Source organism: Streptomyces sp. NPDC047974, assembly GCF_040653375.1.
In the GTDB taxonomy this organism is placed as follows: Bacteria; Actinomycetota; Actinomycetes; order Streptomycetales; family Streptomycetaceae; genus Streptomyces.
The window spans coordinates 432,351-458,666 of the sequence record NZ_JBEZNU010000002.1 but is presented as its reverse complement, the minus strand read 5'-3'; the positions used below and the strand labels follow the sequence as shown (position 1 = coordinate 458,666).

Sequence of the window (26,316 nt, the reverse complement as noted above, 5' to 3'; positions counted from 1 at the left end):
AGTTCCGCACGATGGGAGTGACATGTCTCAGGGTCTTCCTGGCGACGCCCCTCTGGTCCACGACCTCATAGGAATCGGCTTCGGGCCGTCCAATGTGGCCATGGCGCTCGCGCTCAGCGAGCACAACGCCCGCGTCGGGAGGGAGGAGGCCGTCACCGCGCACTTCTTCGAGCGGCAGCCGGGCTTCGGCTGGCACCGCGGCATGCTGATCGACGACGCCACCATGCAGGTGTCCTTCCTCAAGGACCTGGTGACGCTGCGGAATCCGGCCAGCGAATACAGCTTCCTCTGCTACCTGCGGAGCAAGGGCCGGCTGATCGACTTCGTCAACCACAAGAACCTCTTCCCGCTGCGCGTCGAGTTCCACGACTACTTCGAGTGGGCGGCGGCCAAGGTCGACGACATGGTCTCCTACGGCCACGAGGTGGTCGCCATCGAGCCCGTCGTCCGCGACGGCGTCGTCGAGTACCTCGACGTCACCGCCAGGACCGGCACCGAGACGGTGGTCCACCGCGCCCGGAACCTCGTGATCGGCACCGGACTCCGGCCGCTGATGCCCGAGGGCGTCGCGCGCACCGACCGCGTGTGGCACAACTCCGAGCTGCTCACGAAGGTCGACGGCCTGGACGGTACGGACCCCACCCGCTTCGTCGTCGTCGGCGCCGGGCAGAGCGCGGCCGAGAACGTCGCGTACCTGCACCGCCGCTTCCCCGAGGCCGAGGTGTGCGCCGTCTTCTCCCGCTACGGCTACAGCCCCGCGGACGACAGCAGCTTCGCCAACCGCATCTTCGACCCGGACGCCGTCGACGAGTACTTCACGGCCCCCGGCGACGTGAAGCGCAAGCTGATGGACTACCACGGCAACACCAACTACTCGGTCGTCGACATCGACCTCATCGACGACCTGTACCGGCAGGCGTACCAGGAGAAGGTCCTCGGCACCGAACGCCTCCGCTTCCTCAACGTCTCCCGGCTCACCGGAGTCGAGGAGAGCGGCGACCGGGTCCACGCCACCGTCACCTCCCTGGTGACCGGGGAGGACACGGTCCTCGACGCCGACGTCGTCGTGTACGCGACCGGCTACCGCCCCGCCGACCCCGTCGGACTCCTCGGCCCGGTCGCCGACCGCTGCCTCCGCGACGAGGAGGGCCGCGTCCGCGTCGAGCGCGACTACCGCCTCACGACCGACCCCGACGTGCGCTGCGGCATCTACCTCCAGGGCGGCACCGAGCACACCCACGGCATCACGTCGTCCCTCCTCTCCAACACCGCCATCAGGGTCGGCGAGATCCTCGACTCCATCCTCGACCGGGGGCCGGCGCCCGCACCCGGCGCACCCCGGCCGGTCGCCGACGGCATCGGCTCGGCCCGCTAGGCCGTCTCTTCCGGATCATGCCGGGCTCGCGGCGTCTGGCACGCGCGCTCGCCGCGTTGTCGTCGGTCGCCGATGTCCCCCAGCTACCGCTGGGAGGTGCCCCCACCGCATGGACTCCCTCCTCCGCCTTGCGGCCGCACGCGCCAGACGCCGCTCCCTGATCCGGCCTGATCCGAAAGAAACGACCTAGAGCCCGTCCGACGACTCCGGCCGAGCCCCCCACTCGCCACGCCCGCCGGGCGACGCCGTCGCCCCCGGCGGGTGCGGCACGCACTGTGAGATCCCCCGAAAGGAACAACTGTGTTCACTGGTACGCGCCCCGCTCCGACGCGGTTCCTCAGACACCTGCCACAGGTCGCCGTCGCCACGGTCGCCGCGCTCGCCCTGTCCGCCTGCGGGGGCGGTACGGAGAAGACCGAGGCGAAGCCCGAGGCCACGGCCGGCACGGAGGGGACGGCCGCCGCCTTCCCGGTGACGGTGCAGCACAAGTACGGCAGCACGACCATCGACAAGGCGCCGCAGCGGGTCGTCACCCTGGGCCTCTCCGACCAGGACGCCGTCCTCGCGCTCGGCATCAAGCCGGTCGGGGCGGTGGACTGGTTCAAGGAGGACCCGTACGGCAAGTGGCCGTGGACGAAGGACAAGTGGGGGTCCACGAAGCCGGAGATCGTCGGCGAGCGCGACGAGTACAACATCGAGAAGATCGCGGCGCTCAAGCCCGATCTCGTCATCGCGCAGTACTCCGGCATGAAGAAGGAGCAGTACGACACGCTCTCGAAGTTCACCAAGGTCGTCGCGCAGCCCCAGGGCGTCCCCGACTACGGCGCCTCCTGGCAGGTGATGACCCGGCAGATCGGCAAGTCCCTCGGCAGGACGGCCGAGACGGACAAGCTGATCGCCGACATCGACGCCCGCTTCAAGGCCGCCCGCGACAAGCACCCCGAGTGGGCGACCAAGACGCTCGTGGTGGCCGACAGCTTCGAGGCCGGCAAGTACTCGGCCTTCACCAAGACCGACCCCAAGGCGATCTTCTTCAAGGAACTCGGCTTCCAGGCCAAGCCCGAGATCGACTCCCTCGCCAAGCCCGGGTGGAACGTCGCCGAACTCAGCGCCGAGAAGCTGAACGTCCTCGACGTCGACCGTCTCGTCTGGGTCACCTCCAGCACCGACGCCAACGACCGGATCAAGGCCGAGCCGCTCTACAAGAAGCTCAAGGTGCACCAGGAGAAGCGCGACCTGTTCGTGCCCTACCAGGGCCCGGACATCGGCGCCGCGTTCTCCTTCAACACGGTCCTGTCGATCCCCTACGCCATCGACGAGATCGAGCCGCTGCTGACGGCCGTCAAGTAGTTCCGCCCCTCACCGCCGCACCGCCAGGGAAAGGCACAACGTACGATGTTTGACGTCGAGTCGGACCGGACATCCGCGCCCGGGATGCCCTTGACGGGTGGGCAGACCGGCATCTGGCTGGCCCAGCAGATCGAACCGGACAGCTCCGCCTACAACATCGTCTTCGCCCTGGACCTGCGCGGCGCCGTCGACCTCGGCCGCCTCGGCGCCGCGGTGCGGCGGGCCGTCACGGAGGCCGAGTGCCTCCACGTCCGCATCGCGCCGGCGGCGGACGGCGGGCTCCGCCAGACGCCCGTCGCCGTCGCCTTCGAGGTCCCCGTCGTCGACCTGCGCGACGCGGCGGAGCCGGAGGCGGCCGCCGCCGAGTGGATCACCGCCGACCGGGACCGGCCCGCCGACCCGGCCGGCGGCCCGCTCTTCGCCCAGGCCCTGCTCCGGCTCGCCGACGACCGCGTGTGGTGGTACCAGCGGTACCACCACCTCCTCGTCGACGGCATGGGCGTCGCGCTGATCTCCCGGCGCGCCGGCGAGCTCTACACCCTGGGGGAGCGGGCCCCCGCGGGCCCCGGCCGGTCCCTGCGAAGCCTGGTCGACGCGGACCTCGCCCACCGGGCCTCCGAGCGGTACGCGGCCGAGCGCGCCTGGTGGCGGGAGCGCCTGGCCGGCCTGCCGGAACCGGCCCGCCTGGTCGAGCGGGCGCCCTCGCTCACGACCCGCCGGCTGAGGCGGTCGGTGGAGCTGTCCGCCGAGGAGACCGGGCGGCTGCGCCGGGCCGCCGACCGCGCGGGCTCCCGCGCCTCGCGCGTCCTGATCGCCGCCGTGGCCGCGTATCTCCACCGGGTCACCGGAGAGCAGGACCTCGTCCTCGGCCTGCCGATCGCGGCACGCCAGGACGAGGTGGCGGCCACCGTCCCCGGCATGGTCTCCAACATCGTCCCGCTCCGCCTGACCGTGCGGCCCGCCACCACCGCGTCCGCCCTCGTGGCCCACGTCGGCGAGGCCGTCGCCGAGGCGGTCGCGCACGGCCGCTACCGCGCCGAGGACCTGGCCAAGGAGCTCGGGCTCGTCGACGGCGTCGCCGAACTCGTCGGCCCCACCGTCAACATCCTGCCCCGGCCCGACGACCTGCGCTTCGGGGACGGCACCGCCGAACTCCGGCCGGAGTGGCTCGGCCCCGTCAGCGACCTGGCCTTCGGCTTCGGCGAGGTCCCGGACACGGGCGGCGTCTCCGTGTACCTCGACGCCGACGCGGCCGTCTGCGACGAGGGCACCCTGCGGGCCCACGAACGCCGCTTCCTGGCGCTACTGCACGCCCTCACCGAGGAACCCGACCGCCCCGTCGGCCACCTCGACCTCACCTCCGACACCGAACGCGCCCTCCTGCTCGACGAGTTCGGCGTGGCACCGCGCGAGACCGCCGACCTCTCCTGGCCCGCCGCCTTCGAGGCGCAGGTGCGCCGCTCGCCCGAGGCCGTCGCGCTCGTCTTCGAGGAGCGCGAGCTGACCTACGCGGAGCTCGACGCCGCCGCGAACCGACTCGCCCGCCACCTGGCCGACGGCGGCGTCCGCGCCGAGGACGTCGTCGCCGTGGCCCTGCCGCGCTCCCCGGAACTCGTCGTCGCCCTGCTCGCAGTGATGAAGGCCGGCGCCGCCTACCTGCCGCTGGACGCCGACCACCCGCGCGACCGCATCGCCTACATGCTGGACGACGCCGGGGCCCGCACCGTGATCACCGTACGGGAGCTCGCCGGCGAACTCCCCGAGGCGCCCGGCGTCACCCGTCTGGTGCTCGACGACCCCGCCACCGCCGAGGCCCTCGCGCGCCGCGACGCCACCGCCCCCGGCGTGCCGGTCGCCCTGGACCAGGCGGCGTACGTCATCTACACCTCCGGCTCCACCGGCCGCCCCAAGGGCGTCGTCGTCCCGCACGACGGCGTCGGCAGCCTCGTCGCCACCGCCACCGACCGCATCGGCATCACCGCCGACAGCCGCGTCGTCCAGTTCGCGTCCGTCGGCTTCGACGTGACCGTCTGGGACCTGATCATGTCGCTGTGCGTCGGCGGCCGGATCATCGTCGTCCCCGCGGAGCGCCGCGTCGCCGGCCCCGCCCTGACCGACTACATCGCGCGGCACCGGGCCACCCACATGATCCTGCCGCCGTCCCTGGTCTCCGCGCTGCCGCCGGAGTGCGAACTGCCCGACGGCGCCGTCCTGATCGTGGGCACCGAGGCCGTGCCCGGCGAGCTCATCGCCCGCTGGGCGGGGCGGGTCCGGGTCGTCGTCGCGTACGGGCTCACCGAGGCGAGCGTCAACTCCACGCTGTGGCCCGCCGACCCGGAGCGCCCGGGCCCGGCCCCCATCGGCCGGCCCGACCCCAACACCCGCGCCTACGTCCTCGACACGGCCCTCCGCCCGGTCCCGGTCGGTGCCGAGGGGGAGCTGTACGTCGCCGGGCGCGGCCTGGCGCGCGGCTACCTCGGCCGGCACGGCCTGACGGCGGAACGATTCGTCGCGGACCCGTACGGCGCGCCCGGCAGCCGCATGTACCGCACCGGCGACCGCGTCCGCTGGGGCGCCGACGGCAACATCGAGTTCCTGGGCCGCGCCGACGGCCAGATCAAGATCCGCGGGCACCGGATCGAACCGGGCGAGATCGAGAGCGCGTTCATGGCCTGCCCGGGCATCGCCCAGGCCGCCGTCCTCGCCCGCGAGGACCACCGGGGCGTCAAGCGCCTCGTCGCCTACCTGGTGGGCGAGGACGGCACGGACACCGAGTCCGCCGTCGCCGCCGCCCGCGCCCGCGCCGCGGACGCCCTGCCCGACCACATGGTGCCGTCCGCCGTCGTCGTGCTCGACGGGCCGCTGCCGCTCACCCCCAACGGCAAGCTCGACAAGCGCGCCCTGCCCGAGCCGCGCTGGACCGCCGTCGGCGGCGCCGACGCGCCCACCGGGCCGGCCGAGACCACGCTCGCCGCGCTCTTCGCCGACGTCCTCGGCCTGCCCTCCGTCGGCGTCCACGACAGCTTCTTCGAGCTCGGCGGCGACAGCATCGTCGCCATCCAGTTCGTGAACCGCGCCCGCGAGGCGGGGCTCGCCCTCACCCCGCGCCAGGTGTTCCGGCTCCGCACCGTCGCCGCGCTCGCCCGGGCCGCCGGCGAGGCACCCGCCGCGGCCGCCCCGGTCGCGCTCGACGAGGACGCCCTGCCCGTCTCCCCCCTCCAGGAGGGCTTCTACTTCCACGCCGCCTTCGACGAGGACGCCGCCGACCTCTACGTCGTGCAGGAACTCCTCGACCTCGACGGCCCGGTGGACCCCGAACGGCTGCGCCACGCCCTCCAGTCGACCCTCGACCGGCACCCCCTGCTGCGCGCCTCCTACCGCCAGCTGCCCGGCGGCGAGGTCGTCCAGCGGCTCGCCGACCACGTCACGCTGCCGTGGCGGCAGGCCGACACGGCCGAGACCGGGATCGGGGCGCTGCTCGCCGCCGACCGCGCCGAACGCTTCGACCTGACGCGGCCGCCCCTCCTCCGGGCCACCCTGATCAAGGACGGCCGGCGCCACCGCCTCCTGCTCACGCTGCACCACATCGTCGCCGACGGCTGGTCCGTCACCGTCCTCCTGCGCGAACTGGCCGCCGCCTACCGGGGCGACGCCCTGCCCGAGCCCGCCGACCCCCGCCCGTACCTGTCGTGGCTGGCCGCCCGCGACCGGGACGGCGCCCGCGCCGCCTGGCGCGCCGCCCTGGCCGGCCTCGACGAGCCCACCCGGCTGGCCGCGACCGACGACGCCGAGCGGGCCCCCGCCAGGCCCGAGCACGTCGACACCCGGCTGCCCGAGGGCTTCACCGCCGAGCTGCACGCCTTCGCCCGCGCCCACGGCCTCACCCTCGGCACCGTCCTGCACGGCGCCTGGGCCCTGCTCCTCGGCGCGCTCACCGGCCGCCACGACGTCGTCTTCGGCACCACCGTCTCCGGACGCACCACCGAGGTCGCGGGCCTCGACTCCGCCGTCGGGCTGTTCATCAACACCGTCCCGGCCCGCGTCACCCTGCGCCCCGACGAGTCACCGGCCGACCTCCTGCGCCGGGTCCAGGACGAGCACGCCGCCCTCCTCGACCACCAGCACCTCGGCCTCGCCGACATCCAGCGGCTCGCCGGCGGCGGCGAGCTCTTCGACACGCTCGTGGTCCTGGAGAACTTCCCGGCCGGCGACCCGGAGGACGGCACGGAGCCCGGCGCCCTGCGTGTCACCGGCGTCGAGGTGCTCGACGCCGTGCACTACCCGCTCGCCCTCGTCGTCGACCCGGGCGACGGCCTGCTGCTGCGGTTCAAGCACGACGCCGCCCGCCTCGACGGGGTGACCGTGGCCGTCCTCGCCCGCCGGTTCACCGCGCTGCTGCGCACCCTGGTGGCCGAGCCCGGGCGCACCGTCGCCCGCACCGACGTGCTCTCCGACCGCGAGCGCGACCACCTCGCCGCGGCCCACGCCACCGCGCACGACGTCCCCGACGCCACCCTCGTCCAGCTGATCGCCGCGCAGACGGCCCGCACCCCGGACGCCCCCGCCGTCGTCTTCGAGTCCACCACCCTCACCTACGCCGAACTCGACCGGCGCGCCGAGGCCCTGGCCGCCCGGCTGCGGGCCGACGGGGCGGGCCCGGAGGCGTACGTCGCGGTCGCCGTGCCCCGCTCGGCCGAACTGATGGTCGCCCTCCTCGGCGTCCTGAAGGCGGGCGCCGCCTATCTGCCCCTCGACCTGGACTACCCGGCCGAACGCATCGCGTACATGCTCGCCGACTCCGGTGCGCGGACCGTCGTGACGACCGCCGACGCCGTCCACCGGCTGCCGGACGCGGCGGGCCTCGTCCCCCTCGTCCTCGGCCGGGAGGACACGGCGGCCGGTGCCGGGGCACCCGGGCGCCCCGCCGGACCCGACCACCCCGCGTACCTCATCTACACCTCCGGCTCCACCGGCCGCCCCAAGGGCGTCGCCGTCACCCACCGGGCGGTCGTCAACCGGCTCGCCTGGATGCAGGACGCGTACGGGCTCACCGCCGACGACCGGGTGCTGCAGAAGACCCCGTCGAGCTTCGACGTGTCCGTGTGGGAGTTCTTCTGGGCGCTCACCGCGGGGGCGACGGTCGTCCTCGCCCGCCCGGACGGCCACCGCGACCCCGGCTACCTCGCCGAGCTGATCCACTCCCGGCGGATCACGACCGCGCACTTCGTCCCCTCGATGCTGGCCGCCTTCACCCAGGCCATGGAGGCCGACGGCGGCCCGCCCGACTGGGCGGCGAGCCTGCGGCGGGTGTACTGCAGCGGCGAGGCGCTCACCGGAGCCCAGGCCCGCGGCTGGTCGGAGCTCACCTCCGGCTCCGCGCACGGCCCCGTGCCGCTGCACAATCTGTACGGCCCCACGGAGGCGGCCGTCGACGTCACGTACTTCCCGTACGAGGGCGGGACGGAGCTCGCCGTCCCCATCGGCCGGCCCGTCTGGAACACCCGCCTGCACGTGCTCGACCCGTTCCTGCGCCCGGTGCCCGACGGCGTCCCCGGCGAGCTGTACCTGGCCGGCGTCCAGCTGGCCCGCGGCTACCACGACCGGTCCGGCCTGACCGCCGAGCGGTTCGTCGCCGACCCGTTCGGTGAGCCCGGTGCGCGCATGTACCGCACCGGCGACCTGGTCCGCCGCCGTGCCGACGGGGCCGTCGAGTACCTCGGCCGCACCGACCGGCAGGTCAAGATCCGCGGCAACCGGATCGAACTCGGCGAGGTCGAGGCCGCGCTGGCCGCCCTGCCGGGCGTCGGCCGCACCGCCGTCATCGTCCGCGACGGCGCCCTCCTCGGCTACGCCGTCCCGGCGCCCGGCACCGCCCCGGACGGCACCGCCCCGGACGGCGAGGCCCTGCGCGCCGCCCTCGCCGGGGCGCTGCCCGCGGCCATGGTGCCCGGCGCCGTCGTGACCCTGGACGAGCTGCCGCTGACACCGAGCGGAAAGCTCGACCAGAACGCCCTGCCGTCACCGGAGTTCACCCCTCGGCCCGGCGGGCGCGGCCCCCGCGACGCGCGGGAGGACGCCTTCTGCCGGATCTTCGCCGAGGTCCTGGGCGCCGAGGGCATCGGCGCCGACGACGACTTCTTCATGCTCGGCGGCGACAGCCTCACCTCCATCGCCGTCGCCACCCGGGCCCGTGAAAGGGGACTGATCATCAGCCCGCGCGATGTGTTCGAGCACCGTACGCCCGCCGCGCTCGCCGCGACGGCCGCGCACGAGCCCGACGGGCCGGCCGGGCCCGCCGGGTCCGACGAGGCAGCCGCTCCCGGGACCGTTCCCGGGGCCCCGGCCGCCGGGGTGACCGTGTCCGCGTCCGACGCCGGGCAGGCCGCCGCCGCGCTCCAGGCGGTGCTCGCCGCGCAGGCCCTGTCCGGCGCCGAGGTCGACCCGGCGCTGCGCGCCCTGCTCGACCGGCTGACCGCCGCCACGCCGGCCGAGCCCCCCGTGCCCGCCCCGCCGGTCGGCCTCGACCTCACCCCGGAGGAGGCCGCCCGCGTCGAGGCCGTCGCCGCCGGGCTCACCGTCGCCGACGTGTGGCCGCTCTCCCCGCTCCAGGAGGGCATGTACTTCCACGCCACCTACGACAGCGGCGACGCCCTCGACGTCTACCTCTCCCAGGAGACCCTGGACCTCGACCACCGCCTGGACGCGGACCGGCTGCGCGCCGCCTGCCGGGCCCTCCTCGACCGCAACGCGAGCCTGCGCGCCGGCTTCACCAGCGACGGCCTGCCCCGGCCCGTGCAGTTCATCGCCGACGGCGCCGAGATCCCGCTCACCGTGACCGACCTGACCGGCCTCGCCCCGCAGGAGCGGACCGCGCGCGTCGAGGAGCTGCTCGCCGCCGACCGCCGGCAGCGCTTCGACCTGTCCGCGCCGCCGCTCTGCCGCCTCCGGCTGCTCCGGCTGGGCGACGGCCGCGACCGGCTCGTCGTCACCCACCACCTCATCCTCTGGGACGGCTGGTCCGCCTGGCTGTTCCTGGAAGAGCTGTTCACGCTGTACGAGCGGTCCGGCGACACCACCGGCCTGCCCGCCCCGGGCTCGTACCGCGACTACCTGGCCTGGCTGGACCGGCAGGACGCGACCCGCGCGCTCGGCGCCTGGCGCGAGGCCCTCGCCGGCTTCGACGAGCCGACGCTCGTCGCCCCCGCAGGCCGCGACGCGGGCCCCGTCATCCCCGCCGACCACCACGCCGTCCTGTCCCGGGAGTCCAGCGACCGGCTGCGCGCCCTCGCCCGCCGGCACGGCCTCACCCTCAACACCGTGCTCAACGCCGCCTGGGGACTGGTCCTGTCCGCGCTGACCGGACGCGGCGACGTCGCCTTCGGCACCGCGGTCGCCGGACGGCCCGCCGACGTGCCGGACGCGGCCGGCATCATCGGCATGTTCCTCAACACGATCCCCGCCCGCGTCTCCTTCGCCCCGGACGAGCCGCTGCTCGACCTGCTGCGGCGGATGCAGTCCGAGCGCGCCGCCGTCATGCCGTACGAGTACGTGGGCCTCGGCACCCTCCAGCAGGAGACCGGGCACCGCCGCCTCTTCGACACCCTCTTCGTGCTCCGCTCCGCCGACGGCGAGGAGCGGGCCGCCGAACTGCGCAGGCGGCACGGCATCACGGACGTGGCGAACGTCGACGGCACCCACTTCCCGCTGACCCTGATCGTCACCCCCGAGACCCGGCTGCGGGTCACCCTGGCGGCCCGGCCCGACCTCTTCGACGCCGAGGCGTCCGCGACCGTCCTCAGCCGGTTCACCACCGTCCTGGAGAGGCTCGGCGAGCTCCTCGCCGGCCCCGACGCCGCCTCGGCCGGCACCGCCGCCGTGGACCTGCTGCTGCCCCCGGAGCGCGCCGCCCTGACGGCCGCGTGGGACGCCAGCCGCGAGCCCGTGCCGAACGAGACCGTCGCCGACCTGCTGACCGCCCAGGTCGCCCGAACCCCGGACGCCGTGGCCCTGGTCTTCGGCGAACGCGCCCTCACGTACGCCGAACTGGACGCGCGCGTCAACCGGATCGCCCGGCTGCTGCTCGCCCGGGGCGCCGGACCCGAGAAGGCCGTGGCGCTCGCGCTGCCCCGCTCCCTCGACATGGTCGCGGCCCTCTTCGCCGTCCTGCGGACCGGCGCCGCCTACCTGCCGCTCGACCTCGACCACCCGGCGGACCGGCTGCGGCTGATGGCCGAGGACACCGGACCGCTGTGCCTCGTCTCCACCACGGCCGTCGCCCCGACCCTGCGCGGCCCCGGGGGCCCCGCCGCCCCCGAACTCCTCCTCGACGACGAGGCCGTGGCCGCCGAACTGGACGCGCTGCCCGGCTCCACGATCACCGACGCCGAACGGCCCGCGTTCGCGCGCGACGTGCGGGACCGCCTGGAGCACCCGGCGTACGTCATCTACACCTCGGGCTCCACCGGCCGGCCCAAGGGCGTCGTCACCCCCTACCGGGGTCTGACGAACATGCAGCTCAACCACCAGAAGGAGATCTTCGACCCGGCGATCGCGTCCGCCGGCGGACGGCGGCTGCGCGTCGCGCACACCGTCTCCTTCGCCTTCGACATGTCCTGGGAGGAGCTCCTCTGGCTCGTCGAGGGCCACGAGGTCCACGTCTGCGACGAGGACCTGCGCCGCGACGCCGAGGCGCTGGTCGCCTACTGCGACGCCCACCGCATCGACGTCGTCAACGTCACGCCCACCTACGCCCAGCTCCTCGTCGAGGAAGGCCTGCTCGACCACGACGAGGCCGCCGGGAAGCACCGGCCCGCCCTGGTCCTGCTGGGCGGCGAGGCCGTCCCCGACACCGTCTGGGACCGGCTGCGCCGCACCGAGGGCACCTACGGCTACAACCTGTACGGACCCACCGAGTACACCATCAACACCCTCGGCGGATCGACGACGGACAGCGCCACCTCCACGGTCGGCGTCCCGATCCGCAACACCCGCGCCCACGTCCTCGACGCCATGCTGCGGCCCGTCCCGCCGGGCGCGCCCGGCGAGCTGTACATCGCCGGCACCGGGCTCGCCCGCGGCTACCACGACCGGCCCGGACTGACCGCCGAACGGTTCGTCGCCGACCCGTTCGGCGAGCCCGGCGAGCGCATGTACCGCACCGGCGACCTCGTGCGGCAGCGCCCCGACGGACTGCTCGACTTCCTCGGCCGCACCGACGACCAGGTCAAGATCCGCGGCTACCGCGTCGAACTCGGCGAGATCGCGGGCGCCCTGTCCGCGCACCCGGCGGTCGCGCACGCCGCCGTCGTCGTCGACGAGTCCACCGGCACCAGGCGCCTCGCCGGCTACGTCGTCCCCGAGGCGGGCACCGAGGCCGACGAGGAGCTGCTCCAGCACCTGCGCGACCACCTGAAGGCCGGCCTGCCGGACTACATGGTCCCGTCCGCGCTCGTCACCGTCGCCACCCTCCCGCTGACCGTCAACGGCAAGCTCGACGTCCGGGCCCTGCCCGCCCCCGACTTCGCCGGGACCACGACCAGCCGCCCGCCGCGCACCCCGCGCGAGGAGACGCTCTGCGCGCTCTTCGCCGAGGTCCTGGGCCTGCCCGAGGGCAGCGTCGGCATCGACCGCGACTTCTTCGAGCTCGGCGGCCACTCCCTGCTCGCCACCCGGCTCGTCAGCCGCGCCCGGACCGCGCTCGACGCCGAACTGGCCATCCGCGACCTGTTCGAGGCGCCCACCGTCGCCGAACTGGTGGAGCGGGCCGACCGTCGCGGCGGCGCGGCCCGCCCCGCGCTGACGGCCGGCGAACGCCCCGACGAGCTGCCGCTCTCCCACGCCCAGCAGCGGCTCTGGGTGATCCAGCAGATCGAGTGCACCTCGGCCGCGTACAACTTCCCGCTGGTCATGCGGATGCGCGGTCGCCTCGACACCGAGGCGTGGCGCGCCGCCCTCGGTGATGTGACGGAACGTCACGAGGCCCTGCGTACCGTCTTCTTCACCACACCGGACGGCCGGACGCTCCAGCGGGTGCTGCCCGCCGGGCAGGCGCGCCCCGTGGTGGAGACGGTCCGCGCCGCCGAGGAGGAGCTGCCCGGCCTCGTCGACGCGGCCGTCAACCGGCCCTTCGACCTCGCCGCCGAACTGCCCCTGCGGGCGACGATCGTGGAACTGGGGCCCGAGGACCACGTCGTCGTCCTGCTGCTCCACCACATCACCACCGACGAGTGGTCGGACCGCCCCTTCCTCCGCGACCTGGCCGCCGCCTACGCCGCCCGCACACGCGGCGGTGCCCCCGCGTGGGAGCCGCTGCCGGTGCAGTACGCCGACTACGCGCTCTGGCAGCAGCGGCTCCTCGGCGACCCGGCGGACGGCGACAGCCTGGCCGCGCGGCAGCTGGAGCACTGGCGCACGACGCTGGCCGGCGCCCCCGAGGAGTTGGACCTCCCCACGGACCGGCCGCGGCCCGCCCGCCCGGCGTTCACCGGAGCCGAACTGGACCTCGCCTTCGACGCCACGACCCACGAGGGCCTCAGGCGGCTCGCCCGGGAGACCGGCGCCAGCATGTTCATGGTCGTGCACGCGGCCGTGGCCGCCCTGCTGCACCGGATGGGCGCCGGCACCGACCTCCCCCTCGGCGCGCCCATCGCGGGGCGTGGCGACGAAGCCCTCGACGAACTCGTCGGCTTCTTCGTCAACACGCTCGTGCTGCGCACCGACCTGAGCGGCGACCCCGGCTTCACCGAACTGCTCGCCCGGGTCCGCGAGACCGACCTCGCCGCCTTCTCCCACGCGGACGTGCCCTTCGAGTCGGTCGTCGAGGCGCTCAACCCGACGCGCTCGCTCTCCCGCAACCCGCTCTTCCAGGTGATGGTCGGCTACCACGCCCGCACCGGCGAGGAGCAGGCGCTGCCCGGACTCGCCGTGGAGTACGTGCCGTTCCGGATCCGCTCAGCCAAGTTCGACCTCGTGTTCAGCTTCACCGAGCACACCCCGGCCGACGGCGGCACCGGCTCCCTGGGCTGCCGCCTGGAGTACGCCACCGAGCTGTTCGACCCGGAGACCGCCGCGGAGCTCGCCGACCGGCTCCGCCGGCTCGTCGCCGCCCTCGTCGCCGCGCCCGAACGGCCCCTGTCGCAGCTGGAGATCCTCACCGGCGAGGAGCGCCGGCTGGTCCTGGAGGGCTTCAACGGCCTGCCGCGCGAGGTCGAGGAGGAGCCGTTCCCGGCCCTGTTCGCCCGGCGCCTGGCCGAGCGGCCCGACGCCGTCGCCGTCGTCGACCGCGCCCGCTCCGTCACCTACGCCCAGCTCGACGCCCGCGCCGACCGTCTGGCCCGGCTGCTCGCCGCGCGCGGCGCCGGAGCCGAGAGCGTCGTCGGCGTGGCCGTACCCCGGTCCGTGGACATGGTCGCCGCGGTGCTCGCGGCCCTGAAGCTGGGCGCCGCGTTCCTCCCGCTCGACCTCGCCCACCCGGCCGACCGGCTCGCCTACATGATCGAGGACTCCGGAGCGGCCCTCGTGGTCGGCACCGAACCGGTCGCGGGCAAGATCCCCGACGTGCCGGGCGTGCCCGTCGTCCTGCTCGACGCGCCGGACACCGCCGCCGAGCTCGACGCCCTCCCCGGACAGCCCCTGGAGAGCGCTCCGGTCGCCCTCGACCAGGCCGCCTACGTGATCTACACCTCCGGCTCCACCGGCCGCCCCAAGGGCGTGGTCGTGCCCCACGAGGGCATCGCCAGCCTGGTCGCGACGGCCGTCGACCGCATGGGGCTGCGCCCCGACAGCCGGGTGCTGCAGTTCGCCTCGATCGGCTTCGACGTCTTCGCGTTCGAGCTGGCGATGGCGCTCTGCCACGGCGGACGGCTCGTCCTGATCACGGACGAGGCGCGGGTCGCCGGACCGGCGCTCACCGACTTCCTCGCGGACCAGCGGATCACCCACATGATCCTGCCGCCGTCACTGGTGTCGGCCCTGCCGCCCGGCTGCGAACTGCCGGAGGGATCGACCGTCCTGGTCGGCACCGAGACCGTGCCGCCGGACCTGTTCGAGCGGTTCGGCGCCACCGCCGACCTGATCTGCGCCTACGGACTCACCGAGGCCACGGTCAACTCCACGCTCTGGCCGGCCCGCGAGCACGGCGGCACCCCGGCCGGCCGGGTCCCGATCGGCCGACCCGACCCCAACACCCGCGCCTACGTGCTCGACGAGCACCTGCGGCCCGTGCCGCCCGGCGTGGTGGGCGAGCTGTACGTCGCCGGGCGCGGCCTCGCCCGCGGCTACCTCGGCAAGCCGGGCCTGACCTCCGAGCGGTTCGTCGCCGACCCGTACGGCGCGCCCGGCAGCCGGATGTACCGCACCGGCGACCGGGCCCGCTGGCGCCGCGACGGCAACCTCGACTTCCTCGGCCGGGTCGACACCCAGGTCAAGGTGCGCGGCTTCCGCATCGAGCTGGGCGAGATCGAGGCGGCCCTCGCCGGGCACCCCGCGGTCGCCCAGGCCGCCGTCCTGCCCGACCGCGACGGGGACATCGTCCGCCTCATCGGGTACGCCGTCCCCGAGTCGGGCGACCTCGACCCCCAGGAGCTGCGCGCCCACGTCGCCGGCCTGCTCCCCGAGTACATGGTCCCCGCGCTCGTGGTGCCGCTCGACGGCCCGCTGCCGCTGACCCCCAACGGCAAGCTGGACCGCAAGGCGCTGCCCGCGCCCGACTGGTCGGCCATGACCGGGGACGCCCGCCCGGCCACCGCGACGCAGGCCCGCCTGGCCGAGCTGTTCCGCGAGATCCTCAGGCTCGACAGCGTCGGCGTGCACGACAACTTCTTCGCCCTCGGCGGCCACTCGATGGCCTCGATGCGGCTCCTCGGCCGCATCCGCACGGAGTTCGGCGTCGAGCTCGGCATCCGGGACGTCTTCGACGCCCTCACCGTCGCCGGTCTCGCGGGCAAGCTCGACGGCGCGGCGGCCGCCCGCCCGGCGCTGCGTCCCGCCGCGCACGGGGACGGGCCGCTGCCGCTCGCGCCCGGCCAGCGCACCCAGTGGCGGGCGTACCGCCGCGGCCCCGGCTTCGACCACGCGCTGGTCCTGCGCGCCACCGACGGCTTCGACGCGGACGCGCTCGCCGCCGCCCTCGCCGACACCGCCGGCCGCCACGAGCCGCTGCGCACGGCCTTCGCGGAACGCGACGGCGCCGTGCACCAGCGCCCCGTCGACGCCCCCGTCCTGGTCGCCGAGGAGTGCGCCGACCTGGACGCCCGGCTGCGGGAACTCGCCGCCGGGACCTTCGACGCGGAGCGGGAGGCCCCGCTGCGGGCCCGCCTGCTCACGGGCGGGGACGGTACGCAGGCCCTGCTGCTCGCCCTGCACTATCTGGCCGTCGACGAATGGTCCGTGGTCCCGCTCTTCCGCGACCTCACCACCGCCTACGCGGCCCGCGTCCGGGGCCTCGCGCCCACGTGGGAGCCGCTGCCCGTCTCGTACGCCGACTACACCCGCTGGGCCCACGAGATCCTCGGCGACCCCACGGACCCCGACAGCCGCGGCGGACGACAGCTCGCCTTCTGGCGGGAGACCCTCCGGGACGTCCCGGAGCGCCTCGCCCTGCCGGGCGACGGCCCGCGGCCCGGCGCCGCCGGACCGGCGGGACACCCCGCGGACCACGTCGCCTTCGTGCTCGACGAGGAACTGCACGCGGCCGTCGACAAGCTGGCCCGGGCCACCGGCACCAGCATGTTCATGGTGCTGCACTCCGCGCTCGCGGCCCTGCTCACCGCGCACGGAGCGGGCACCGACCTGCCCATCGGCACGATGGTCGCGGGACGCACCGACGACCGGCTCGCCGATCTGGTCGGCAGCTTCCTCAACACGGTGGTGCTGCGCACCGACACCGCGGGCGACCCGACCTTCGCCGAACTGCTGGGCCGGGTGCGGGAGACCACGCTCGGCGCCCTCGACCGGCAGGACGTCCCCTTCGACGAGGTCGTCCGGGCCACCGGCCTGCCGGCCGACGGACCCCAGGTCATGGTGGTCCACCACGAGCAGGCCGAGCTGAGCCGGCTCGAAGGCGGCCTGGGCTCGCTGGAGGTCGTCCCGACCGGACGGACCCGGGCCGAGCTGACGCTCGGCTTCCACGAGCCGCGCGGCGACGGTCCCGTGCACTGCGCGCTCGTCCACGCCACCGACCTGATGGGCACCGCCGAGGCACGGCGGCTCACCGACGAACTGCTCCGGCTGCTGCGCACCGTGGCGGCCCGACCGGAACAGCCGCTGTCCGAGCTGTTCACCGCACCGTCCCAGAGGAGTGACACCGCATGACGACCAACCCGTTCGAGGACCCGCAGGGCACCTTCCTGGTCCTCGCCAACGACGAGAACCAGCACTCGATGTGGCCGGCCTTCGCCGAGGTCCCGGCCGGCTGGCGCACCGTCGCGGGCCCCGGCACGCGCGAGGCGTGCCTGGCCTACGTGGAGGAGAACTGGACCGACCTGCGGCCCGCGAGCCTCGCCGCCGCGCAGCGGGGCTGAGCCTGCCGGTCCGTACGTACGCCGCCGCCCGCGGAGGATTCCCTCCGCGGGCGGCGGCGTACGCGCGTGGTTCCTACCGGACGCCGCGCGCCGGCCCGGGCCCGGCCTCGCCCGAGTCCTCGCCGCCGTCCTCGGGGGCGTCCGCCGCCCGCCGGCTGTCCGACCACGCCGCCCACAGCGCGGCGTACGGGCCGCCGGCCGCGACGAGTTCGTCGTGGGTGCCGGTCTCGACGACCCGGCCCTGGTCCAGGACGACCACCCGGTCCGCCGCCGCGGCCTGGGGCAGCCGGTGGGCGACCAGCAGGCCCGTACGTCCCTCCAGGGCGCGGGCCGCGGCCTCCTCCAGGACGCGGGCGCCCGCGCTGCCCGCGTCGGCGGTCGCCTCGTCCAGGATGGCGACCGGCGGGTCCGCGAGCACGAGCCGGGCCAGCGCGAGGTGCTGGGCCTGGGCGACCGTCAGCCGGTGACCGCCCTCGCCCACGACGGTGGCCAGGCCCTCGGGCAGGGCCTCCGCCCACTCCAGGGCGCCGACGCGGTCGAGCGCCTCCCGCAGCTCCCCGTCCGTGGCCTCCGGCCGGGCCAGCCGGAGGTCCTCGGCCAGCGGACCGGCGAACACGTGCACCTCCTGGCTGATGAGGGTCACCGCCCGCCGGACGCCCTCCGGGCCCAGCTCGCGGACGTCGACCCCGCCGAGGGAGATCGCACCGCCGGTCGGCCGGTGCACGCCCGCGATGACCTTGGCCAGCGTGGTCTTGCCCGCGCCGCTCGCGCCCACCAGCGCCACCCGCTCGCCGCTGCGCACCTCCAGGTCGACGTCGGTCAGCACCGGACGTCCGTCCGCGTACGCGTGGCCGAGCCCGGTCACCTTGACCGCGCCGTCGACCGGCGCGGCCCCGCCCTCCGGCGTCCGCTCGGCGGCCAGGTTCGCGACGCCGATCAGGCGGGCGAGGCTGGCGCCCGCCGACTGGGCGTCGTCGATGAGGAAGAGCGCGGCGTTGACGGGGTTGAACAGGCTGTGGAAGTACAGGGCGGCGGCGGTGGCCGTGCCGATGCTCACCGATCCGTCCCGGACCATCAGGAAGCCGGTGCCGAGCATGGCGGCGAGGCCGATGAACTCGGCGAGGTTCAGCCGGGAGAAGAAGCCGGTGACGATGTGCAGCCCCCGCAGCGCCACGTCGCGGGCGGCGCCCGAACGGTCGTCGAGCAGGGTGGCGTGCCGGTCGTTCAGCCGGAACGCGCGGACGGTGCGCACCCCGCCGATGCTGTCGAGCAGCTGGTGCTGGAGCGCGCCGGTGGCGATGCGGTGCTCGGCGTACACGGGGGCGGCCCGCCGCAGGTACCAGCGGACGGACAGCACCTGGACGGGCATGGCGAGGAGCGCGGCGAGGAGGAACCGGCCGTCCAGGACGGCGAGGCCGACCAGGGTCAGGACGATGGTGAGCGCGGAGCGGGTGAACTCGGGCAGGGCCTGGCGCACCGACTTGGCGATCACCGAGACGTCGTTGGTGACGCGGGAGACGAGGTCGCCGGAGCCGGCCGCCTCGACGCGTTCGAGGGGCAGCCGGAGCGCCCGCTCGATGAACCGCTCGCGCACGGCCGCGAGCACCGTCTCGCCGAGCCGGGCCACCAGGGCGCTGCCCCACGCGGCGGCGGCGCCGCGCGCCAGCGCCACCACGACGAGCAGGACCAGGGGCACCGTCAGGGCGCCGGGGCCCTCGCGGTCCACCACCAGGTCGACGATGTGGCCGAGCAGCGGGGCGGTCAGCAGGCCGATCCCGGTCCCGGCGACCAGGACGAGGACGGCGGCGACGACGAGGAACCGGTGGCCGCGCAGGATCGCGCGGAGCGCCGCCCGGCTCTCCGCGCCGCTCGCCGTCGGAAGGAGCGCGCGGCTCCGGTCCTGCCCGCGGGCCTGGTCCTGCCCGCGGTCCCGGTCGGGCTCGCGCTCCCGGTCGTCCGCGCGGCCCCGGTCGTCCGCGCGGTCCTGGTCCTGCGTGCTGATCGCGCTCATGGCCGTCTCCGCCTCCGTGTTCCCCGTCGTGCGCGTCGTCCCGGCGAGGCCCGCGGGGTCCTCGTGCAGGGCGGTCATCCGAGCACCGCCGCGCGGTAGGTCTCGTCTCCGGCGACGAGGGCGGTGTGCGCGCCCTCGGCCGCCACCGTCCCCCCGTCGAGGACGACCACCCGGTCCGTCACCGCGAGGAGGGCCGGGCTGGTGGTGATCAGGACCGTGGTGCGCCCCTGCCGGACGTCCCGCAGCCGGGCGGCGATCCGGGACTCGGTGACGGTGTCCACGGCGGTCGTCGGATCGTGCAGGACGAGGACGGTGCGGTCGGCGGCGAGCGCCCGGGCGAGCGCGACGCGCTGGCGCTGGCCGCCGGAGAGGGACCGGCCGCGCTCGGCGAGCACCGTGTCGGCCCCGTCGGGCAGCAGCAGGGCCACCTCGTCCGCCGTGGAGGCGGACAGGGCGGCGTCGACGGCCGGGGTGCCGGTGCCGTCGGCGCCCGCCCGCACGTTCTCCAGCAGGCTGCTCTCGAACAGGTCGGCGTCGTGGGGGGCGACGAGGACCGAGCGGCGCAGCCGGTCGGGGTCGAGCTCGGTGAGGGGCACGCCGTCGAGTTCGACGCGTCCGTCGGCCGGGTCCGTCTCCCGGGCGAGGGCGAGGAGCAGGTCGTGGGCGACGGCCGGGTCCCGGGTCACGACGCCGGTGAGGCTGCCGGCCGGGAGGTCGAGGTCGACGCCGCGCAGGGAGCCGAGTCGGACGTCCCGCAGCCGGACGTGTCCGGCCGCCGTACCGTCCGGGGCCCGCTCGCCGCCGTCCACGGCGGCGGGGGAGGCGAGGACCTCGGCGATCCGCCGGGCGGAGGCGCGCGCCTGGGCGAACTCGGCGTTGGCGTAGGCGAGCAGCTGGAAGGGGCCGAGGAGGAACTGCGCGAGGCCGACCGCGGCGACCAGGTCGCCGACGCTGATGCTGCCGCGCATGGCGAGGTAGGCGCCGGTGATGCCGATGACCGCGATGAAGACGCCGGTCAGGGCGAGCAGCGCCCCCTCGTGCCCCGCGCGGCTGCGGGCCGCCCGCAGCGCCGCGGCGAGGGAGTCCTGGCTGGTGGTGCGGTAGCGGGCCACGGCGGCGGACTCGGCGCCCATGCCCTTGAGGACCCGGAGTCCGGAGACCAGGTCGGCGGCGACGCCGGAGGCGTGCGCGGCGCTCTCCTGTTCGGCCTCGCTGCGCCGTTCCAGGGGCCGGCTGATGCGGTGGCCGAGCCACAGCAGCGGCGGGATGCCGAGGAGGACGAGCAGGCCGAGCGGCACGGAGATCCGCAGCAGGGCGACCGCGCTGACCACGAGCGCGGCGATCGCCGCGCAGCCGTAGGGGAGGACGGTGGCGACCGAGCCGACGCGGCGGGCGTCGTTGGTGGCGATGCTGGTCAGCGCGCCCGGGAGCCGGTTCGCGTCGGCGCCGCCGCGCGGGTCGAGCACGCGGGCGCCGAGTTCGAGCCGGAGCCGGTGCGCGGCGTGCTCGCCGGCGCCCTCGGCGATCCTGGCGCTGGTCCGGTAGCAGGTGGACAGCACGAGGAAGAGGACGCCGAGCACCAGGAGCCATCGCACGAGCGCCGGCGTGGAGCCGGTGGCGACGGCCGTGTCGATGGCGGCGCCGATGACCACGGGCACCAGCGCCTCGCACGCCTGATGGGTCATGCCGAGCAGGGACGCCGAGACGACCCTCCGGCGCTGTCCCCTGATCGCACCGCGGAGGACGTGCCCCCCGGTCGGTCCTCCGATTGGCATGTGACCCTCCGTCTGGAGTCTGGAAAGTTAGGTAAGGCTACTCTAAGATCGTGACCGCTCACGCGAGGGTCGAACACCCCTGCGGACGTGGACCCTTCGATCCATCTCCCCCTGGATTCAGGCGCGTTGACCCGACCTCCACGTTCGGTTAGCCTCGCCTAAGTTGCAAGTCTCCTACGCGTCGAGTCACTGACTCATCCCTACAGCACACGAACGATCGCGGTACGCGTGCACCGCCGTCAGGGGGAACAGTCGTTGCCGGTCGAAACCCAGGCGGTGTCCGACGAGGAGACCGCCCCCGCCGTCGTGCCCACGCCCCGTGGCACCGCCACCGTGCTGCGGAGCGCCGGGCTGCTCGCCGTCCTCGCCGCGCTCGTCCTCGTCTGTCTGCTCAGCGTGTGGACGGGCACGCGGGGAATCCCCTTCACCGCCACCTGGAACGCGCTGTGGCACCCCGACGGGTCCGAGACCTCCGTCATCATCCATGACTACCGCATCCCCAGGACCCTGCTCGGCCTCCTCGTCGGCGCGGCCCTCGGCCTGTCCGGAGCGCTGATGCAGGCGCTGACCCGCAACCCGCTCGCCGAGCCCGGTCTCCTCGGGATCAGCCTGGGATCCTCGACGGGGGTCGTCAGCGCCATCGCCTTCCTGGGCATCGGCTCCGTCCTCGGCTACGTGTGGTTCGCCCTGGCCGGCGCGGCCCTCGCCTCGGCCCTCGTGTACCTCCTGGGCTCCTCGGGGCGCAAGGTCGCCACCCCGGACCGGCTGGTCGTCGCCGGCGCGGCGGTGACCGCGGTGCTGTACGCCTTCAACTCGGCGGTCCTGCTGCTGAATCCGCGCGCCTTCGACCAGTTCCGCTTCTGGACGGTCGGCTCGCTCGCCGGCCGGTACCTCGACGTCCTGTACGTGATCCTCCCCTTCGTCGCCGTCGGCCTCTTTATCGCCCTGCTGCTCGGCCCCGCGCTCAACGCCCTCGCCCTGGGCGACCAGATGGGCCGGGCCCTCGGCGTCGACGTCCACCGCACCCGGATCCTCGGCGCCTTCGGCGTCGTGCTGCTGTGCGGCGCCGCGACCGCCGCCGCCGGGCCGATCGCCTTCGTCGGCCTCGTCGTCCCGCACATCGCCCGCTTCGTCGTCGGCCCGGACCAGCGCTGGGTGCTCGCCTACTCGATGGCGCTCGCCCCGGTGCTGCTCGTCGGGGCCGACGTGGTGGGCCGGGTGATCGGCGCCCCCGGCGAGGTCCAGGTGGGCATCGTCACCGCGTTCATCGGCGCCCCCGTCTTCCTCGCCCTGTGCCGTCGTCGAAAGCTGGTCATGCTGTGAGCGCCGTACGCGAGGGCGGACCCGCCCCGCACCCCGGGTCCCGGGACACGCCGGGCCGGTTCGCCCACCGGCCGCGCGTGATCACCGGTACGGTCCTGCGCACCCCCGCCGGCGGGCTCTCCGTACGGGTCCGGGGCAGGGCGCTGGCCGTGACCGCCGCGATCCTCGCCGCCCTCCTCGCCGTCACGCTCGTCTCGCTGACCACCGGGGACTACGAACTGACCGTCGGCGAGGTGCTCCGGGCCCTCACCGGCGGCGACTCCGGAGGCGCCGACTTCATCGTCAACACCCTGCGCCTGCCCCGGCTGCTGACCGCCCTGGCCGTGGGCGCCGCCCTCGCCGTCAGCGGCGCCCTCCTGACCAGCCTCACCGGCAACGCCCTGGGCAGCCCGGACATCATCGGCTTCACCAACGGCTCCGCCGTCGGCGCGCTCACCGTCATCATCGTCCTGCACGGCAGCATGACGCAGATCGCGACCGGCGCCCTGATCGGCGGCCTCGCCACCGCCGCCGCCGTCCACCTCCTCATGCTGGGCCGCGGCCTCCAGGGCTTCCGGCTCGTCGTCATCGGCATCGGGGTCAGCGCGCTGCTCCTCGCCGTCAACTCGTACCTGATCACCCGGGCGACCTTCCAGGAGGCCCTGGAGGCCCAGGCGTGGCTGATCGGAAGCCTGGGCAACCGCGGCTGGACGCACGCGAACGCCATCCTGATCGCGGTCGCCGTCCTCCTCCCGCCCGCCTTCCTCCTCTCCCGCCGGCTCGCCATGGTCGAGATGGGGGACCTCACCGCCACGGCCCTCGGCGTCGACGTCGGCCGCACCCGCGCGGTGCTGCTCCTCATCAGCGTCGCGCTGGCCGCCTTCGCCACGGCCGTGACCGGACCCATCTGGTTCATCGCCCTGGCGGCGCCCCAGCTCGCCCGGCGCCTGACCCGCACCGCCGGCCCCGCCCTGCTGCCCGCCGCGCTCATGGGCGCGCTGCTCCTCGCGGCGAGCGACCTCGCCGCGCAGCGCCTCTTCGCCCCGGCCCTCCTCCCGGTGGGCACGGCCACCGGCACCATCGGCGGGCTGTACCTCATCTGGCTGCTGATCACCGAGTCGCGAAAGAGCCGCGCATGACTGGAACGAACACCCCGACGCCCCGGCTGCGCGCCGAGGACCTGACGCTCTCCTACGACCAGCGGACGGTGGCCGAACACCTCGGCGTCGCCATTCCCGACCACTCCTTCACCGTGATCATCGGACCCAACGCCTGCGGCAAGTCCACCCTCCTCAAGGCCCTCGCGCGGATGCTCAAGCCGCGCGGCGGACAGGTCTACCTGGACGGCGCGGCCATCTCCTCGTACCGCTCGCGCGAGGTCGCCCGCCGCATCGGACTCCTGCCGCAGACCTCCACCGCCCCCGGCGGCATCACCGTCGGCGACCTCGTCGCCCGCGGCCGCTACCCCCACCAGGGCATGCTCAAGCAGTGGTCCGCCGAGGACGAGACGGCCGTCGTGGAGGCCATGCGGCAGACCGGGGTCCTGGAGCTGGCCGACCGGCCCGTCGACGACCTCTCGGGCGGCCAGCGCCAGCGCGTGTGGCTCTCCATGGTCCTCGCCCAGCAGACCTCCCTGCTGCTCCTCGACGAGCCCACCACCTTCCTCGACATCGCCCACCAGGTCGACGTGCTCGACCTGTGCGCCGAACTGCACGCCCGCAAGGGGCACACCGTCGTTGCGGTGCTCCACGACCTCAACCAGGCGTGCCGCTACGCCACCCACCTCGTCGTGATGCGCCCCGGCGGCGTCATCGCCGCCCAGGGCGCCCCCGCCGACGTCATGACCGCCGATCTGGTCGAGGACGTGTTCGGGCTGCCCTGCCGCATCATCGACGACCCCGAGACCGGTACGCCCCTGATGGTGCCCGCCGCGCCCAAGCGGTTCGCGCCGGAGGAGACCGAGGGCGGCGAACCGGCCGCCGCCGACGCCGTGATGGCCGAACGACGCTAGGACGGACCGCCCATGATGCTCTGCACGAGGCTGACGAACGGGAACATCCTCACCATGGACCCGGACCACCCGGTCGCCCACGACCTGGGCATCTGGCACGGCCGCGTCGTCGGCCTGGACGAGGCCGTGACCGGACTGCCCGCCCGGGAGGTCGTCGACCTCCAGGGGGCCACCGTGCTCCCCGGGTTCATCGACAGCCATGTGCACCTGGCGTGGACCGGGCTGAAGGCGCGCACGCCCAGCATCGCCGGCCTCACCCGTGTCGACGACGTCCTCGCCGCCGTGGCGGACGCGGCCGCCCGCCGCCCGCCCGGCGCGTGGGTGAGCGTCGGCGGCTACGACCAGCGGGCCCTCGGCCGCCACCTGACCGCCGCCGAACTCGACACCGTGAGCCAGGGCCGCCGGATCTTCCTCATGCACGACTCCGGCCACGCCTGCGTGGTCGACACCGCCGTGCTCGACCTGCTCCCGGCCGAGGTCCCCCACGAGGACGGCCTCCTCGTCGAGAGCGCCATGGGCGCCGTACGGCGGCTCCGCCTGCCCTACGCCCAGGCCGAGCTCGCCGACGCCATCGAGCACGCGGGCCGGGTCTGCCTCTCGGAGGGCGTCACCGCCTGCGCCGAGGCCGGGATCGGCGGGGGCCTGCTCGGCCACAGCCCGGTCGAACTCGGCGCCTACCAGCTCCTGAGGGACGAGGGCCGGCTGCCGCTGCGGGTCCAGCTCATGCCGGGCGGCGACACCCTGAAGCCCGCCGGGGCCCACGCGCACGACGGCATCCCGCGCGCCCTCGACCTCGGCCTGCGCACCGGCTTCGGCGACGACTGGCTCTCCGTCGGCGCCCTCAAGATCTACACCGACGGCGGCATGATGGCGCGGACGGCCGCGCTCACGGAGCCGTACGAGGGGATGGGCGACCACACCGGGCAGCTCCAGGACGACCCGGAACGCCTCACCGAGCTCATCGTGGACGGGCACCTCGGCGGCTGGCAGCTCGCCGTGCACGCCATCGGCGACCGGGCGGCCGACCTCGCCCTCGACGCCCTGGAGCGGGCGCAGAAGCTGCGCCCGCGCCCCGACGCCCGCCACCGCGTCGAGCACGCCGGGCTGATCCGCCCCGACCAGCTCCCGCGCTTCGCCGCGCTCGGCGTCAGCGCGGTCGTCCAGCCCGGCTTCCTGCGCTCCTTCGGCGACGACTACGCCGCCGTGATGGGCGAGCGCCGGGCCCCCTGGATGTACCGGGGCAGGGGCTTCCTCGACCACGGCGTGACCCTCGTCGGCAGCTCCGACCGGCCCGTCACGGACGGCGCGCCGCTGCGGGCGATCCAGTTCATGGTCGAGCGCGCGTCCTCGTCGGGGGCCCTCATCGGTCCCGGCGAGGCCATCACGGTCGAGGAGGCCCTGCGGGCCTACACCGTCGCGGGCGCCCATGCCTGCCGCTGGGAGGACAGCGCCGGCAGCCTCACCCCGGGCAAGCGGGCCGACCTGGTCGTCCTCGGCGACGACCCGCGCCGCGTCGATGCCTCCCGGATCGGGGACATCGAGGTCGTGACGACGCTCGTGGACGGCCGTGACACCAAGGGGACGTGGGCGGCATGACGGGGCCGGCGGACGGACTCGGGGCATGGGCGCACCTCTGGCGGGCGCCCGAGGAGCCGCCCCGGTGGGTCGTCTGGACGGGGGCCGGGGAGACCCTGGTCTTCGACGTGGAACTGAACGTGCCGGCCCCGGTGGAGGACGCGCTGCTCCCGGAGGTCCTCCGCCGCATGCGCGCGGCCGGGGCTCCGGAGAGCGACGCCTACCCGGGCCGCGCGTGCGGGTGAGGCCGTACCGGCCGACTTGGTTCACGGAGAAGGTAAGGCTAACCTAACTCTCGTTGGTCTCACCGGAGTTGCGCGGCGGTCCGACCGCCCCCGGCTCCGTCGGGGAGCCCCGCCGCGCCCGGTGGAATCCGAGGAAGGAACGCCTTGACCACG

The 26,316-nt window shown here is 74.9% G+C and carries 11 protein-coding genes; 9 read left to right on the top strand and 2 right to left on the bottom strand.

Annotated features, from left to right (window positions below):
* Positions 1-22 precede the first annotated feature (22 nt).
* The 4 genes from AB0E19_RS05115 (at position 23) to AB0E19_RS05100 (ending at position 17,244) form a co-directional block, all read left to right on the top strand.
* Positions 23-1,375: a SidA/IucD/PvdA family monooxygenase gene (locus AB0E19_RS05115; RefSeq protein WP_362173448.1), complete on the top strand. Its 1,353-nt coding sequence runs from the start codon at positions 23-25 to the stop codon at positions 1,373-1,375.
* Between the two features lie 300 nt (positions 1,376-1,675).
* On the top strand, positions 1,676-2,725 hold the full coding sequence (locus AB0E19_RS05110; protein WP_362173445.1) for an iron-siderophore ABC transporter substrate-binding protein: 1,050 nt from the start codon (positions 1,676-1,678) through the stop codon (positions 2,723-2,725).
* Positions 2,726-2,809: 84 nt separating this feature from the next.
* Entirely contained in the window at positions 2,810-17,035 is a 14,226-nt protein-coding gene (locus AB0E19_RS05105; protein WP_362173442.1) for an amino acid adenylation domain-containing protein, read from the top strand.
* Entirely contained in the window at positions 17,032-17,244 is a 213-nt protein-coding gene (locus AB0E19_RS05100; RefSeq protein WP_362173439.1) for an MbtH family protein, read from the top strand. Before AB0E19_RS05105 ends, AB0E19_RS05100 begins: the two co-directional genes overlap by 4 nt.
* A 73-nt stretch (positions 17,245-17,317) precedes the next feature.
* On the opposite strand, the gene AB0E19_RS05095 is transcribed toward AB0E19_RS05100, so the two are convergent.
* Together AB0E19_RS05095 and AB0E19_RS05090 are read right to left on the bottom strand one after the other, a co-directional pair.
* On the bottom strand, positions 17,318-19,333 hold the full coding sequence (locus AB0E19_RS05095; RefSeq protein WP_362173436.1) for an ABC transporter transmembrane domain-containing protein: 2,016 nt from the start codon (positions 19,331-19,333) through the stop codon (positions 17,318-17,320).
* Positions 19,330-21,030: an ABC transporter ATP-binding protein gene (locus tag AB0E19_RS05090; protein WP_362173432.1), complete on the bottom strand. Its 1,701-nt coding sequence runs from the start codon at positions 21,028-21,030 to the stop codon at positions 19,330-19,332. The genes AB0E19_RS05095 and AB0E19_RS05090 overlap by 4 nt, the downstream gene beginning before the upstream one ends.
* Before the next feature lie 255 nt (positions 21,031-21,285).
* On the opposite strand from AB0E19_RS05090, the gene AB0E19_RS05085 reads away from it, so the two are divergent.
* From AB0E19_RS05085 to AB0E19_RS05065, 5 genes are read left to right on the top strand one after another with little or no spacing between them, the layout of a single operon-like run.
* The gene (locus tag AB0E19_RS05085; RefSeq protein ID WP_362173429.1) at positions 21,286-22,353 is read left to right on the top strand and encodes an iron chelate uptake ABC transporter family permease subunit; all 1,068 of its coding nucleotides are present in this window, start codon (positions 21,286-21,288) and stop codon (positions 22,351-22,353) included.
* Positions 22,350-23,471 (top strand): iron chelate uptake ABC transporter family permease subunit, encoded by a 1,122-nt coding sequence (locus AB0E19_RS05080; RefSeq protein WP_362173426.1) that lies wholly within the window; start codon positions 22,350-22,352, stop codon positions 23,469-23,471. Before AB0E19_RS05085 ends, AB0E19_RS05080 begins: the two co-directional genes overlap by 4 nt.
* Positions 23,468-24,343, top strand: coding sequence for an ABC transporter ATP-binding protein (locus AB0E19_RS05075; protein ID WP_362173422.1), 876 nt, complete (start codon positions 23,468-23,470; stop codon positions 24,341-24,343). The genes AB0E19_RS05080 and AB0E19_RS05075 overlap by 4 nt, the downstream gene beginning before the upstream one ends.
* 15 nt (positions 24,344-24,358) lie before the next feature.
* On the top strand, positions 24,359-25,939 hold the full coding sequence (locus AB0E19_RS05070) for an amidohydrolase (protein WP_362173803.1): 1,581 nt from the start codon (positions 24,359-24,361) through the stop codon (positions 25,937-25,939).
* Positions 25,936-26,163, top strand: coding sequence for a hypothetical protein (locus AB0E19_RS05065; RefSeq protein WP_362173419.1), 228 nt, complete (start codon positions 25,936-25,938; stop codon positions 26,161-26,163). The genes AB0E19_RS05070 and AB0E19_RS05065 overlap by 4 nt, the downstream gene beginning before the upstream one ends.
* The last annotated feature ends 153 nt before the right edge of the window (positions 26,164-26,316 follow it).

Coding starts and splice junctions, on each gene's coding strand:
- AB0E19_RS05115 (WP_362173448.1), top strand. CDS start 23: ATGTCTCAGGGTCTTCCTGGCGACGCCCCTCTGGTCCACGACCTCATA.
- AB0E19_RS05105 (WP_362173442.1), top strand. CDS start 2,810: ATGCCCTTGACGGGTGGGCAGACCGGCATCTGGCTGGCCCAGCAGATC.
- AB0E19_RS05100 (WP_362173439.1), top strand. CDS start 17,032: ATGACGACCAACCCGTTCGAGGACCCGCAGGGCACCTTCCTGGTCCTC.
- AB0E19_RS05095 (WP_362173436.1), bottom strand. CDS start 19,333: ATGACCGCCCTGCACGAGGACCCCGCGGGCCTCGCCGGGACGACGCGC.
- AB0E19_RS05090 (WP_362173432.1), bottom strand. CDS start 21,030: ATGCCAATCGGAGGACCGACCGGGGGGCACGTCCTCCGCGGTGCGATC.
- AB0E19_RS05075 (WP_362173422.1), top strand. CDS start 23,468: ATGACTGGAACGAACACCCCGACGCCCCGGCTGCGCGCCGAGGACCTG.
- AB0E19_RS05070 (WP_362173803.1), top strand. CDS start 24,359: ATGCTCTGCACGAGGCTGACGAACGGGAACATCCTCACCATGGACCCG.
- AB0E19_RS05065 (WP_362173419.1), top strand. CDS start 25,936: ATGACGGGGCCGGCGGACGGACTCGGGGCATGGGCGCACCTCTGGCGG.